We start from the raw sequence: 12,704 nt of genomic DNA, 5'->3' as shown, positions 1-12,704 counted from the left end.
GAATGGCCGGCGCTTTCGCGCGGCTTCGTTTGCAGGTTACCCTGCGCACGCGTCGCCGACGGTCCGGATCGCGGCGCTCGCGGTGAACAATCCAGCGCAAGCATAAAAACAGCGAACATTCCGAGCCCGCACATGAGCGATACCGATATCGTGTTTCAACCGACGGTGGACGATCTGGTCCACGCTTACCGCCTGAATCTTTGGCGCAGATATAACTGGAAATATCTGCTCAAGGCATTCGCGATCACGTCGATAGCGTATGCCGTCCTTTTGTTCGGTGGTTTCCGGGTGGCAAGCGGCGCGTTGCCGGATTGGCGGAACGTCTGGTGGATGGTGGGAATCGCGGCGGTGGTCACGATCGGCGTGCCGCTGCTCAACCATCTGCTGTTGCGTCGTGCCGCTCGCAAGATCTACAGCCAGCAAAAGACCCTCCAGCAGCCGCACACGGTCATCTGGCGCAGCGACCATTTCGTGGTCGAATCCCCGACCTCGCACGAGGAATTTCGCTTCGCGGATCTCGTTCACTGGAGCGAGGATCGTTTTGTGATCCTGCTTTATCAGTCGGCGGTGATGTTCCGCCTCATCCCGAAGCGGGTGCTCGCGGCGTCGCAGGTGGACCTCCTGCACCGGACGCTGCTTCAGAACGGCGTCCGCAAGATCTAGCAGGCAGGCGCGCGCATGCTGAAACCCGGGTGAGGTGCAGCGTCCGGGTTTCGAAACGGGCCTGTCGCGCGCGGCGTTGCCTGCATCACGTCACTGATACCCGTAACACTGCTTCAACCCCGCGTAGTCGTAGAAGTGACTGCCCGGCGTGAGCTTCGCGCCGTCGCATGCAGCCTGGAAATCCGTTTCGCGCTCGTTGTACAGCATCTTCACGATGAGACGCGATCCGTTGCGATAGACATCCCACTGCATGTTCGCGGCCATCGGCGACACCTGATCGCCGCGCCATGGGTTGTTCGCGTATGTGTACGTCTGCGCTTGCGGCGTCGGCACGAACACGTTCTTCAGGTTCATGATCGACGCAAACGGAATCATGATCTCCGCATGCGTGAAGCGCAGCTTCGCGGCGTGGGTCAGGTCGCCGCGCGCGATCGCATCGACTTCGCCGAAGAAATCGTCCTGCAGCACCTTCGCCATCCGGTACGTGACGGGGTTCGCTTCCTGGATGCCGGGCCCCTTCTGGTAGTAGTCCTCGGCATCCTGCAGATACGCGAGATACTGCGCCTGCTCCGCGCCGATGTACTTTTCCATCGTGACGCCGCCCGTTTCCGCCACCATCGCGGGCGCGACCTGCAACAGGTTGTACAGCACGTTCACCGCATCGACAGCCGTCGCGATCTTCGTCTTGCCGTCGCCCTTCAGCGTGTTGGTGAACTTGCCGTCCGCCGACGTGAACGCATAGGTGCCCGTGTTCGCGAACGTGTAGCCGTTGGTGCCGAGCTTCGCGATGAATGCCTGCGACACGAGCGCGGACAGCACCGTTTGCGCGACGTCGGCCGCCTGCGGCGCGGCCTTGATCGCGTTGAGCTTCGCGGCCACCGTCGCGTCGTTCGCATAGGCCTGGTAGGCCTGGCTCGCCTGGTAGGTCGCGTAGTACGAATTGCCCGCATCGGTCACGAGGTCGGTGGCCGGCTTCAGCGAGTGGAAGTACAGCAGGAAACGGTTGGTGCCGGCCGGCTGCGCGACCGGCGCGCTCGCGGGATAACCGGACGGCGCGGCCGGCAGCGTGATAGCCGGGGCCAGCGCCGGTTGCGCGGCCACGAGCGACGCGGAGAAAAAGGTCGAGCTGTCGACCGCACGGTCCTGGCCCGAGTTGACGACGACGATCTGCCGGTTCCCGGCCGCGAACAGCGCCGGCAGCCGCTGCGCGAGGCGCGCGGCGAGTTGCTGGTGTTCACGGATGCCGGTTTGCGTGAGGTTGCCGTACCCGGGCGTGGAGATGCCCGCCACGCCATAGCCGAGCAGCGCATTGGCTTTCATCATCGCGTACGTATCGGCCTTGAGCTGTGCGCCGAGCGCGGTCAGGGCGCCGTCGGCTTCGGCCTTGACCAGCATCGCGTAGATCGCGCCGTCGTACTTGAAACCCGACAGCCCGCGCGAGCCGTGGCGCGCGACGAGTTCGGTGTAGACGGGCGCGTAGCCGGCGGGCGGTGCTTCGTACGTCGCGGCGTCCTGCTGCGGACGGTATGGCGTCTTCGTCTGGTAATAGGTCGCGGGTGCCGGCGTGGGCTCGGGTTGCGGTTGCGGTGCGGGCGTCGAGCCGCTGTTGTCGGCCGAGGCCGCGGGCGGTGTCGAATCGTCCCCGCCGCAAGCGGCGAGCAGCAGGCAGGCAACGGCAAGGGCGGCGGCGGTGCGGGTCGGGCGTGTCATCGTGGTGTGCAACGGGCGGGACGATGCGGTTTCGCGTCGTCCCGTCTCCGGGAGGGATCGGTCAAGCCCGGAAGTGTTGCAAGCGACTTTGACAGCAGAATGTCAGGATTCGGTCGGGCAATCGTCGGATGGCCGCCGGATCGAGGGTGGCCGGCCGTCGCCAGCCGGTTTGCCGGCGGTCAGTGCAGGCCGGCCGATGCGATCGAGCGCACGGTGTCGGTGATGTTCACGCAGCGCGACAGGCCGAAATGCTCGGCTTCCCGGCGCTCCGGTTCGCTGCTCGCGATCCCCACCGCGCGTTCGGGCGGTACGCCGAGTGCCTGCAGTGCGACGTCGAAAGGATGCTGGTTTGATCCGGAGTCCTGCTGATTGGCGTCGGTGACGACGACCGAAAAGCGGTCGAGGTTCGCGCGGCCGAACTGGCCTTCGAACATGTCGCTGAGCCGTGCAGCCGGCAGCGTCGTGACGAGACCGAGTCGATATCCTTCTTCCGATGCCCGGTCGAGCCACTGGATGATCGCGTCGCGTTGATGGCGCGATTCATGCGAATCCGGTGTTGCTTCGATTTGCGCGAATGCTGCGTCGAGACGGGTGACGATGGCTTCGATAACCACGGTGATTCCTCTTCAGAAACGTGATGATCCGTTCGCCGACGGGAATGCCACACACCTTAGCGTCGATCCTGAAAACACAACCAATTAATATTTTTATCCGACCTATACAATTCGACTAATGAATCGGGGTGTCAGCCAGAACCGGCGCGGGATGTGTGTCGCGCGACATTTTTCGAGCGACAAGCCTCGCATCGACGGTCTTCGATGTGATGCACCAAACTCGCGCACGTTGTGGATGCAACCGTTATATGCATATAAAAAAACGGCATATCGAGCGATGGCCGCCCGATATGCCGTTGTGCGATGCTGCGTGCGAGTCGTCGCTCAGTGCAGCTTGATCGACGGCTGGTTGCGGCTTTGCAGCCAGTGGCTCAGCGACTGGAACACCGCACGCTTCACGCCGACCACGCTGAACAGGTGCTTGCGATACAGGAACTTGTACAGGCCGATCGCGGCGAGCCCGTCGACGATCAGCGAGCGCGAACGCACGCCGAGGTCGGCCTGGTACACGGCGCCCGCATGCCCGAGCGACACGACGGTGCCTGCATCACGGAACGTGAAGCCGGCCACCGGCTTGCCGGCGACACGGCGCGCGAACGCGTTGACCAGATACACGGCCTGCTGGTACGCAACCTGCGCGCGCGGCGGCAGGAAGCCGCTCGCACCGGCCGTCGGGCATGCGGCGCAGTCGCCGAACGCATACACGTGCGGATCGTCGGGCGTCTGCAGCGTGTCGGTCACGATCACCTGGTTCGCACGATTGAGCGCGATGTCGCCGATTTCGCGCAGCATCGCGGGGCCCGCCACGCCGGCCGCCCAGATCGTGATGTCGCTCGCGAGCCGTACGCCCGTCGCGGTCGTCACCGCATCCGCGCCGACTTCCGCGACGCGGGTATCGGTCAGCACGTCCACGTTCAGCGCGCGAAGCTGCGCGTGCATCTTGCCGGACAGCCGCGCGTCGAGTGCCGGCAGGATGCGCGGGCCGCCTTCGATCAACCGGATGTGCACGTCGCGTGCGGATACCAGCGCCTTGAAGCGGTACGTCGTCAGCTGCTGGATCGCATGCCGCAATGCCGCGGCCAGCTCGACGCCCGTCGCACCCGCGCCGATCACGTTGATGCAGATCGGCGCCGCGCGCCGCGCGGGTTGCTGCTCGGCCAGGTGATTCGCCTTCGTGCAGGCCGCGAGGAACTTCCGGCGGAAATCCTCGGCCTGGTCGAGGTTTTCGAGCGGCAGCGCATGGCGCGCGGCACCCGGCACGTTGAAGAAGTTCGTCACGCTGCCGACGGCGAGTACGAGGTCGTCATAGTCGAGTTCGCGCTGCGGCAGGATTTCCGTGCCGTCCGCGTCCTGCACGGCCGCGATCGTTGCGGTGCGTGCCGCGCGGTCGACCCGCTGCAACGCGCCCTGCACGAAACGGAAACCGTGGCGCTTTGCTTGCGCCGCGTACTCGATCGTGTGCGATGCCGGGTCGCGATGGCCCGAAGCGGCTTCGTGGAGCAGCGGCTTCCAGAAGTGCGTCGGGTAGCGGTCGACGAGCACGACTTCGGCTTGCCCGCGGCGTCCGACCGTATCGCCGAGACGCGTGGCGAGGTGCAGGCCGCCGGCGCCGCCGCCGACGATCACGATGCGCGGCAGGCGCGGTGCGCGGTCCGTTGCAAGGTTGGGCGTGGTGTTGTCCATGTGGGGCTCCCGCTGAATGACGATTCGGATGACATTGCTCAAGAACCGACGATATAGTTTCGAACCCACTCGAACAATTTAATGTTTATAAGCGACCCATATGTATTCACTTATAGGAAAGACCGCGACGTTCCGGCAGCTGAAGGCGCTGGACATGATTGCGCGGCTCGGCAGCGTGTCGCGGGCGGCCGAGGAGCTGAACCTGACGCAGCCGGCCGTGTCGCTGCAGGTTCGCCTGCTCGAGGAGGCGGTGGGCGCCGCCTTGCTGCAGCGGGTGGGGCGCGGGGTACAGCTGACCGCGGCCGGCGAGATCGTGTCGCGCTATGCGCGCGAGATCCTGCATCTGTGGAGCGAGGCCGGCGACGAAGTGGCCGCGCTGACGGGCGATCTCGGCGGCACGCTGCGGATCGGCGCGATCACGACGGCCGAGTACCTGATTCCGCCGCTGCTCGTGAAATTCACCGCGACGCGTCCGCATGTGAAGACTTATTTCAAGGTTGGAAATCGCGACGACATCATCCGCATGCTCGCCACGCATGAAATCGATCTCGCGGTGATGGGCAGCGCGCCGAAGGAATTGCGTACGCATGCGGTGGAGTTCGCGAAGCATCCGATGGTGTTCGTCGCGGCGCCTGGCCATCCGCTGATGCAGCGCAAGCGCATCTCGCTGAAGGATCTCGAATCCGCGCACCTGCTCGTGCGCGAACGCGGTGCGGGCACGCGCTCGACCGTCGAGAACCTGTTCAAGACGGCCGGCCACCGCTTCCATGTGGGCTCCGAACTGTCGAGCAACGAGGCGATCAAGCAGATGGCCGAAGCCGGGCTCGGTGTCGCGTTCCTGTCGTTGCACGCGTGTGCACTCGAATTGCGCACCGGGCTGCTCGGGCAACTGCCGTTCCCCGGCAACCCGATCGAACGCGAATGGTATGTGGTCACGCTCGCCGACCGGCGCATTTCGCAGGTCACGGGGCTGTTCCGCGATTTCCTGATCAAGCAGGGCGCGCCGGTGATCGACGGCGCGACGGTGGCACCGCACGAGCGGCGGCGCAAGTAGGTAGACGACACCGGCCGCGCGGCCAGTCAGACGAGCCCGAAGTCGTCGTTGCTGTCGGGGATCGACGCGAGCAGCCGTTCGAGCCGGTACCAGCCGACGATGCGCAGGCACCGGGCGGCGAGCGTGGTGCGGTCGTTGCGGGAGCGGGGGCCGGACGAGGGGCGGGTGGCGGCGGGCGACGGTGCAGTGAGCGCGGTGCGTTGCGCAAGGCAGTGAGGCATGACGGTCTCCGTAGGTGTCGGATGGGGCCATCGTAAGCGGCACGGCGCCCGCCGGCGCACACGCAAGGATGGCCTCGAGCAGAAACGGATGATCTTTTTCTGCTCGACCGGGGTGAGCCGCCGGCAGGCCCGGCAGGCGGGCCAAAAACGAGTCACAATGCGCGTTCGACATCCCCATCAACCGGAGGAAGGCCATGAGCGATGCGATTCTCGCGGCGCCGACGGACAACGGCGTCCCGGTCAGCCTGCGCTCCAGCCGCGGGCTCGGCTGGCAGGGCTTCGGCGCGTCGCTGCTGGAAATCCGCGCGGGCACCTACCGGATTCCGGCGGCCGAGCATCACCGGATCGGCGTGCATATCGGCGGGCCCGTTCGCGCGGATTGCGTGTGCGACGGCGAGCGCGTATCGCGTATCCAGGCGCATGGCGACGTCGACGTGATTCCGGCCGGCTTGCCCGGCCAGTGGACCGACAGCGCCGACTGCCGGATCCTGCACATCATGCTCAGCGACACGTTCGTGCGGCGCACGGTCGAGCAGCTCGAACTGAAGCCGTCGCAGGGGCAGATCCGTCGCCGGCTGCAGGTGCGCGACCCGCGCCTTCAGCACATCGCGTGGGCGATGGCGGCCGAACTCGAAGCGGAGGACGCGTCGGATCCGCTCTATGCGGAAAGCCTGTGCACGGCGCTCGTCGCGCGGCTGGTCGACGGCCAGCCGGCGTTTCGCGAGCGCCGCCGCACGCTCGCGCCGAAGGCGGCCGCACGCGTGATCGACTATGTCGAAGCGAATCTCGAGCGGCGCATGACGCTTGCCGAACTCGCGGCGCTCGTGTCGATCAGCGTCCCGCATTTCAAGGTGCTGTTCCGCGAAACGCTCGGGATGCCCGTGCACCAGTATGTCGTGCGGCGCCGCGTCGAGCGGGCTAAGGCGTTGCTGCTCGAAGGCCGGCTGAGTATCAGCCAGATCGCGCTCGAAGCCGGGTTTGCGCACCAGAGTCACATGGCGAACTGGATGAATCGCGTGGTGGGTGCGACACCGACGGAGATTGCGCGATCGGGGGAGCGGGGTGGGTTGAGGCTGGCGTATGACGGCGAGGGGAAGGGCTGACGCATGGCCACAAGTCCGGTGACCGTGTCGGTTTCGGTACCTGTTTCGACACGGCCACCGTGATTGCAGGCAATCGGCCGGGAATCCGGGCATGAACGTACACCGATTACGGCGATGTGTCTGGGGCAGTAATGGGGTTGGTGAAAGGGAGCGCGAGTGGACGCCACCCCCAACCTAAACAGCGGCGATGGCGGTTTTATGGCCTAGTGATATAGAAACAAGAGCGGACTCCCAAGGCATGCTTTTACTTCATTGACTGGCACGCACTGTGGACCTACTCCTTCAGAATATTTGCTTGTCAATCGTGCGAAGCAGGATGCGTTGGCGATGGCTTGCTTGTAGATTTTTGAGTTCCTGGTGGTCGATAAATTCAATTCCTCTGTCAGCCCGAATCCTCTTTGAAAATCGTAATTGATAGTTCTCTGTACATCGACGGCGAATAGATACTTATCCCAACATTTCTTGTATTCTGATGTTGCGTAAGGGGAGTCGCTGTGAAGTGATAATTTGTGGCGAAGATTGATATCTCCGACTATAAAAAAATACTCGGGCCTCGGGAGCCATGCTATTGCGTCACCGTAGCCATGGAGGTAAGCCTTTTGAAGATCTCCATTTAGGAATGCCTTTCGACCTCTCTCCTCGGCTTCCCTGGCATTTTTAATGCTCTCCTTTTTATTTATATTTTCTCGATATCCTTCGACTGTTCTTCTGAACATGGTCCACTCGGTTGCGGGACTGCTGTTTAAATCAGATGATGCGAATGAACAACCGGAGAACCCGATGAACGCAACGAGAAAGCAAGCGGTGAAAAGGGGGCGGCTACGCACTATCTTGTTCTCCGAGGTTGACCTTTGACGATGAGGGTGCCTACGCTGTTTCCGTCTGGACCGCGGTGGCGAACAAGCGTTTCGTGAATCTCGGACGATGGAGATTAGGTTGCGCGCGTGCCGCTGTGGTCGCTCTGACTTCAGGCTGACAAATCACCTCATCCATTTCGCTTGGTGTCATGTCAGGAGCGGCGCCAAAATAGGTGGCGTATCGCGGCGATTGCGCGTTGGATGTAGCCGTCCGCCATGGTAAGCAACAGCCATCCTGCGCTCAGGACGAGCAATTCGTCCAATAGCCGTAGCGAAGGAAAGACCCCGCTATCCGGAACGAGGGCGGGGGTGGTCAAGCGCAACGTCACCAACCACGCAAGCGCGGCCAGCGAGCTTATCCGTACCACGGGGCAATAACCCCACCATCGTGTGAGTTGGCCGATCACCAGGAACGAGACGCCCCACAAGAAGGGGTAGACGCCGTTATCAAACAGCATTCGCCGGGTGTCGACGTATTCGTCGCCGTTAGCCGTGTGGGATAGGTCGAGCAAGCCATAGAAGACCAGGGCAACGGCTACGGCCAGCGACGCTACCGCGAGTGAGCGCAGGATTCCTCGGACCATCGCACTAACCTTCCTCACTCGACAAGGCTTCCAACTCACGCTCGGAGAGCTGGCCCTTCTGCCGGGTTGTCTTCAATACCTGGCCGTTCCGATAGATCAGGCGCAGCCCATGTCTATAGTCCTGCTCGTTAAGTTTCTCGCCGCCTCCCTTGATGTTGGGGGTGGCCTTGTCGGCGTGGCCGATCACGGTGGACGTCGATTTTCCGGCGGCAAAAAGGCGTTGCGAAAAATCGGCGGCGATATTGTCACCGTCGGAGGCGGCATCCGCCGTCTTGCAGCCATGCAGTTCGATCTTGGCGTTGGTGATAAACGTTGAAAATGAGATTTCGCGGATGAGTGCCGATCCGGCCGTCCATCCGGCGGCGTTGAAAACCATCCGCCCCACCGAGCGATAAAGGCTGGAGTTATGAAGTACGTAGCGTAGCGTCGGGCTGGTGTCGGGGCTGGCCGTTGTCAAGTACAGGGCCTGCGGTCCGCCGTGCGTGAAAATGTCTAGCGAGGCGATGCTGTCGTCCTCTTGGGCGTTGACATGAAACACGATGTCCTTCGCGACGGCGATGTTCTTCTGGATGATCTCGTAGTTACCTTTATCGCGTGCTTTGTAATCCTTGATGACGTTGAGTGCCGCGAACTGAAAGGCCGAGTTATCTCCCGTTGTGGCCGCGCCACCCCACAATACAAGGCGGATTTTGCGCCGATAGGGCAGTTGCGCCACGGAGCCTTGCTGACGATTGGTCTGCGCCTTCCTGGTCATCGGCTGTCCTCCTGCTTCCGGGTTGCCTCCTCGCCGAACCATACGATCAACGTTTCCAGATGATGGGTCGCAATGCGCTTGCATAGCCCTTGAGCATCTGTGTGCCCCATGTAGACCGAACCATCCGGTGCCTCGATGTAGTAGGCCAGATGAGGGATAGGGCGGCCCGTTTTCGGGTCGATGGCGCGCACCTGCTCGTCGGGGCTACTGTTGGTCAGCCGCTCGGGGCCGAACCGGGGCAGCCATGTGCCGCTACTGGACAGATAGAACGTTGTCGCGACTGGCTTACCACTCGCATTACGCAGGCCGTGCACGTCGTTGAGAGAGGACTGTAGTGGACACCCACCACTGGTGCGCTGCCCATGATGCGGCACCGTGCAACCGTTAGGCAGCACAAAATCAGGGTGCCCTTCGGCAATGACGCATCGTTTGGGGCACGCCATCGAAGCACCGCGATATGCCAGCGACCTGCCGTGGCTTTCATAAGCCGCGTCGCCTGCGGATACGGGGGCGCCGCAGGCGGCCTGGTCGCCTTGACGTATCCATCCGAGAATCTTCATGTTCGCAACTCCTTGGCCCATGGCCTTGCGGGATGCCTTGCCTGAAAGGGCGGCGATGCTACCTAGCGCACCGCCACATCAAGTGGCCGCATCCATACCCACGTGACGCGGGCTTCGTCTTTCGAACGTCCCAAGCCGACGGACGGCAGCTTGTCCGGTGAACTGGTTGATGTGATGAAGATCCAGAAGCTCGACTTCAATACACACGGCGGCGGTCAAAGTGCGCTTCTCGGCGTCGTAAGTCATTTCGAATTTTCGATGGCCGCCATCGCTCACCGGTTTGGGTTTGCCGGTGCTCAACAGCATCGGCTTTCCACAGTCGAATAGTGGTCTTTTGAATCACTAAGCGTCTATGAGACGAGTCCGAAAATTGGTAACGCCAATGTCGCTCATCGACATCCCGTCGAACGTGGGTGACAGGTACTTCCGGTTGGGGGACGCTTTCGTCCGGTAGGAGCTGAACGCTTCTGAAATCAGAAAAAATCGTCAGATGTTGAATCGTTCGTCCATTTCTGTCCGATTCATCCGTTTGTGTCCGACACCCCGGCTCTCCAGCCCGACAATCACCCCACCTTCATCCCCCCAGGAGCGGATCGTGTTCGTGATCTTCGGAGCATCAGGCAACGTCGGCCAGTCGACCGTGACGACCTTGCGCAACGCCGGCCATCCCGTGCGCGCGGTGTTGCGCGACGCACGCCATCGTGAACGCTTCGCGCAGCTCGGCTGCGACGTCGTGATCGCCGAGCTGACGGACGCAAACGCGATAGCTGCGGCAATCGACGGCGCACAGGCCGTACAGATACTGTGCCCGGTGCCGGTCGCCGACCCCGATCCGGCGGCGACGATGATGCGCACGATCGACGTCGCGACCGCCGCGCTCGCCGCCAACCCGCCGCCTGCGCTGCTCGCCCTGTCGGATTACGGCGCGGAGCGCGAAGGCAACACGGGCATCACCCGTCTGTTCCATTACCTCGAGGAACGGCTGAGAACGATCCCGACGCAATTGACGCTGCTACGTTCGGCCGAGCACCTGCAGAACTGGACGCGCATCCTGCCGGTGGCGCTCGGCACCGGCGTGCTGCCGAGCTTCCACCATCCTGTCGGCAAGGTGTTCCCGACGGTCTGGGCGCCCGATGTGGGCGTCGTCGCGGCGCGGCTGCTGCTCGATGCGCCAGAAGGCGGCAACGGGCCGCGCATCGTCAGCGTCGAAGGGCCGCAGCGGGTGAGCGTGACGACGATTGCGGATACGCTCGGCGCGGCGGCCGGCCGTGCCATCGTCGCGCATGAACTGCCGCGCGACACCTGGACCGCGACGTTGCTGCGCGCGGGCCTCAGCGAACGCCATGCGCAGTTGATCGTCGATCTCTACGACGTGCACAACGCCGGACAGATCGACGTCGAGGAGGGCGTGTCGGAGCGACTTTACGGGGCGACGGCGCCGGCCGATGCACTCGTGCAGCTATTGCGCCAGCACGCGCGCTGAACGACGCGGCGGCGAGCGTTGCGCGCGTGGCGCTTCACACTTGTCGCCGCACCTTGTTCAGTACCGCATACGAAAACGACCCGATCACGATCCCCCAGAACGCCGAACCGAGCCCGAGCCACGTCATGCCCGACGCCGTCGCGAGGAACGTGATCACCGACGCCTCGCGGTGATTCTCGTCCTCGAAGATTCCGTGCACGTTCGCGCCGATCGCGCCGATCAACGCAAGCCCCGCGAGGATCGCGACGAACGCCTTCGGCAGCGCGAAGAACACCGTGACGATCGTGCCCGCGAAGAGCCCGCCGACCAGGTAGAACGCACCGTTCGCGAGCCCGGCGACGTAGCGCCGGCCCGCATCCTCGTGCGCGTCCTTGCCGGTACACAGCGCGGCCGTGATCGCCGCGACGACGATCGTGATCCCGCCGAAGCACGCGACCACGAGCGACATCACGCTGGTCGCCGTGATGATCGGGCGCGCGGGCGTGTGATAGCCGGACACGCGCAGGATCGTCATGCCCGGCAGGAACTGGCCGGTGAGGCTCACGACGACGAGCGGCAGCGCGAGGCTGAGCGTCGTGCCGAGCGTCCATTCGGGCGCGATGAAGATGGGGTGCGCGATGCTCGGCGACACGTTGCCGAGATGCGTCATCCCGAGCGCCGTCGCGAGCGCGGCGCCCGTCAGCAGCACGAGCACGATGCTGTAGCGCGGCAGCAGGCGCTTGAAGATCACGTAGGCCGCGATCATCCCGAACGCGAGCGCGGGCTGCTCCGATGCGGCGGCGAACGCGTGCGTGCCGAATGGCAGCAGGATGCCGGCCATCATCCCGCATGCGATGCCGCGCGGAATGTGACGCACGAGCCGGTCGAAATAGCCGGTCACGCCGATCAGCAGGATGATCAGCGCGGCCGTGATGTAGGCGCCGACGGCCTGGTTGAGCGTCAGTTGCGGAAACAGGCCGACGAGCAGCGCGGTGCCGGGTGCCGACCACGCGGTGACGACCGGCACCTTCAGCTTCCAGCTCGCGAACAGGCCCGAGATGCCCGCGCCGATCGAGATCGCCCAGACCCACGACGACACCATTTCATTGGGCACATGCGCGGCCTGCGACGCCTGGAAGAAAATCGCGAGCGGGCCCGCGTAGGAAATCAGGACCGCGAGAAAGCCCGCGGTGATCGCGGAAATGGACCAGTCGTTGCCGATCGCGCGGATTGCGCCGGGCGGGGAGTTCGGTTGCATCGTCGTCGGGGAATGCGGCGCGCGGTCGCGAGGCAGAGCCGGGGCGAATGATTGTTGGAAGCCCCGGATGAGCCGTCATTCTGGGCATTGGCGGCGCAATTGGCAATGCGCGAGCGCGAGCGGCATCGTCGGCATTTCGTAAGAAAAATGCGACGCGGCGGACGAATCGGCGGCCGTACGG

Annotated in this window: 14 protein-coding genes; 4 read left to right on the top strand and 10 right to left on the bottom strand. The window is 63.7% G+C overall.

Going from position 1 to position 12,704, the window contains the following annotated elements; translation table 11 throughout:
* The first annotated feature begins 132 nt into the window (after positions 1 to 132).
* Positions 133 to 663 (top strand): YcxB family protein, encoded by a 531-nt coding sequence (locus FOZ70_RS06560; RefSeq protein ID WP_059651883.1) that lies wholly within the window; start codon positions 133 to 135, stop codon positions 661 to 663.
* 90 nt (positions 664 to 753) lie between these two features.
* Here FOZ70_RS06560 and FOZ70_RS06555 read toward each other — a convergent pair whose 3' ends face one another.
* The 3 genes from FOZ70_RS06555 to FOZ70_RS06545 form a co-directional block, all read right to left on the bottom strand.
* Complete coding sequence (locus tag FOZ70_RS06555) at positions 754 to 2,373, bottom strand: histidine-type phosphatase (RefSeq protein ID WP_219705239.1); 1,620 nt, start codon at positions 2,371 to 2,373, stop codon at positions 754 to 756.
* A gap of 179 nt (positions 2,374 to 2,552) precedes the next feature.
* Entirely contained in the window at positions 2,553 to 2,987 is a 435-nt protein-coding gene (locus FOZ70_RS06550; protein WP_021158004.1) for a hypothetical protein, read from the bottom strand.
* Between the two features lie 324 nt (positions 2,988 to 3,311).
* A complete protein-coding gene (locus FOZ70_RS06545; RefSeq protein WP_219705237.1) occupies positions 3,312 to 4,670 on the bottom strand; it encodes an NAD(P)/FAD-dependent oxidoreductase in 1,359 nt (452 codons plus the stop codon).
* Positions 4,671 to 4,770: 100 nt separating this feature from the next.
* On the opposite strand from FOZ70_RS06545, the gene FOZ70_RS06540 reads away from it, so the two are divergent.
* Positions 4,771 to 5,724 (top strand): LysR family transcriptional regulator, encoded by a 954-nt coding sequence (locus FOZ70_RS06540; RefSeq protein WP_021158002.1) that lies wholly within the window; start codon positions 4,771 to 4,773, stop codon positions 5,722 to 5,724.
* Between the two features lie 26 nt (positions 5,725 to 5,750).
* On the opposite strand, the gene FOZ70_RS06535 is transcribed toward FOZ70_RS06540, so the two are convergent.
* Positions 5,751 to 5,945, bottom strand: coding sequence for a hypothetical protein (locus FOZ70_RS06535; RefSeq protein WP_048021356.1), 195 nt, complete (start codon positions 5,943 to 5,945; stop codon positions 5,751 to 5,753).
* 194 nt (positions 5,946 to 6,139) lie between these two features.
* Here FOZ70_RS06535 and FOZ70_RS06530 point away from each other — a divergent pair, with 194 nt between their 5' ends.
* Complete coding sequence (locus tag FOZ70_RS06530) at positions 6,140 to 7,048, top strand: AraC family transcriptional regulator (protein ID WP_059586520.1); 909 nt, start codon at positions 6,140 to 6,142, stop codon at positions 7,046 to 7,048.
* A gap of 203 nt (positions 7,049 to 7,251) precedes the next feature.
* Here the strand turns inward: FOZ70_RS06530 and FOZ70_RS06525 are convergent, their stop codons facing one another.
* From FOZ70_RS06525 to FOZ70_RS06505, 5 genes are all read right to left on the bottom strand, one after another.
* Positions 7,252 to 7,764 carry a hypothetical protein gene (locus tag FOZ70_RS06525; protein ID WP_133295788.1) on the bottom strand — a complete coding sequence of 171 codons (513 nt, stop codon included), beginning with the start codon at positions 7,762 to 7,764 and terminating at the stop codon, positions 7,252 to 7,254.
* A 293-nt stretch (positions 7,765 to 8,057) separates the two neighbouring features.
* The gene (locus tag FOZ70_RS06520; RefSeq protein ID WP_219705235.1) at positions 8,058 to 8,489 is read right to left on the bottom strand and encodes a hypothetical protein; all 432 of its coding nucleotides are present in this window, start codon (positions 8,487 to 8,489) and stop codon (positions 8,058 to 8,060) included.
* Between the two features lie 4 nt (positions 8,490 to 8,493).
* Positions 8,494 to 9,243: a hypothetical protein gene (locus tag FOZ70_RS06515; RefSeq protein ID WP_059676331.1), complete on the bottom strand. Its 750-nt coding sequence runs from the start codon at positions 9,241 to 9,243 to the stop codon at positions 8,494 to 8,496.
* Positions 9,240 to 9,803 (bottom strand): PAAR domain-containing protein, encoded by a 564-nt coding sequence (locus tag FOZ70_RS06510; RefSeq protein WP_059858050.1) that lies wholly within the window; start codon positions 9,801 to 9,803, stop codon positions 9,240 to 9,242. The genes FOZ70_RS06515 and FOZ70_RS06510 overlap by 4 nt, the downstream gene beginning before the upstream one ends.
* Before the next feature lie 78 nt (positions 9,804 to 9,881).
* Positions 9,882 to 10,109: a hypothetical protein gene (locus FOZ70_RS06505; RefSeq protein WP_059676330.1), complete on the bottom strand. Its 228-nt coding sequence runs from the start codon at positions 10,107 to 10,109 to the stop codon at positions 9,882 to 9,884.
* Between the two features lie 289 nt (positions 10,110 to 10,398).
* Between FOZ70_RS06505 and FOZ70_RS06500 the strand changes: the two genes are divergently transcribed.
* The gene (locus FOZ70_RS06500) at positions 10,399 to 11,286 is read left to right on the top strand and encodes an NAD(P)H-binding protein (protein ID WP_060220982.1); all 888 of its coding nucleotides are present in this window, start codon (positions 10,399 to 10,401) and stop codon (positions 11,284 to 11,286) included.
* Positions 11,287 to 11,320: 34 nt separating this feature from the next.
* Here the strand turns inward: FOZ70_RS06500 and FOZ70_RS06495 are convergent, their stop codons facing one another.
* Complete coding sequence (locus tag FOZ70_RS06495) at positions 11,321 to 12,523, bottom strand: benzoate/H(+) symporter BenE family transporter (protein ID WP_219705233.1); 1,203 nt, start codon at positions 12,521 to 12,523, stop codon at positions 11,321 to 11,323.
* Between the last annotated feature and the right edge of the window lie 181 nt (positions 12,524 to 12,704).

The sequence above is a fragment of the Burkholderia sp. COPS genome, assembly GCF_019425585.1.
GTDB lineage: Bacteria > Pseudomonadota > Gammaproteobacteria > Burkholderiales > Burkholderiaceae > Burkholderia > Burkholderia cepacia.
The sequence above is the reverse complement of the archived record's forward strand: the minus strand, read 5'-3'. Positions and strand labels throughout refer to the sequence as shown.

Excerpts from the sequence above, each read along its gene's own strand:
- FOZ70_RS06495 (WP_219705233.1), bottom strand. The coding sequence starts at position 12,523 with ATGCAACCGAACTCCCCGCCCGGCGCAATCCGCGCGATCGGCAACGAC.
- FOZ70_RS06520 (WP_219705235.1), bottom strand. The coding sequence starts at position 8,489 with ATGGTCCGAGGAATCCTGCGCTCACTCGCGGTAGCGTCGCTGGCCGTA.
- FOZ70_RS06515 (WP_059676331.1), bottom strand. The coding sequence starts at position 9,243 with ATGACCAGGAAGGCGCAGACCAATCGTCAGCAAGGCTCCGTGGCGCAA.
- FOZ70_RS06560 (WP_059651883.1), top strand. The coding sequence starts at position 133 with ATGAGCGATACCGATATCGTGTTTCAACCGACGGTGGACGATCTGGTC.
- FOZ70_RS06540 (WP_021158002.1), top strand. The coding sequence starts at position 4,771 with ATGTATTCACTTATAGGAAAGACCGCGACGTTCCGGCAGCTGAAGGCG.
- FOZ70_RS06510 (WP_059858050.1), bottom strand. The coding sequence starts at position 9,803 with ATGAAGATTCTCGGATGGATACGTCAAGGCGACCAGGCCGCCTGCGGC.
- FOZ70_RS06505 (WP_059676330.1), bottom strand. The coding sequence starts at position 10,109 with ATGCTGTTGAGCACCGGCAAACCCAAACCGGTGAGCGATGGCGGCCAT.
- FOZ70_RS06525 (WP_133295788.1), bottom strand. The coding sequence starts at position 7,764 with ATGTTCAGAAGAACAGTCGAAGGATATCGAGAAAATATAAATAAAAAG.
- FOZ70_RS06555 (WP_219705239.1), bottom strand. The coding sequence starts at position 2,373 with ATGACACGCCCGACCCGCACCGCCGCCGCCCTTGCCGTTGCCTGCCTG.
- FOZ70_RS06530 (WP_059586520.1), top strand. The coding sequence starts at position 6,140 with ATGAGCGATGCGATTCTCGCGGCGCCGACGGACAACGGCGTCCCGGTC.
- FOZ70_RS06535 (WP_048021356.1), bottom strand. The coding sequence starts at position 5,945 with ATGCCTCACTGCCTTGCGCAACGCACCGCGCTCACTGCACCGTCGCCC.
- FOZ70_RS06545 (WP_219705237.1), bottom strand. The coding sequence starts at position 4,670 with ATGGACAACACCACGCCCAACCTTGCAACGGACCGCGCACCGCGCCTG.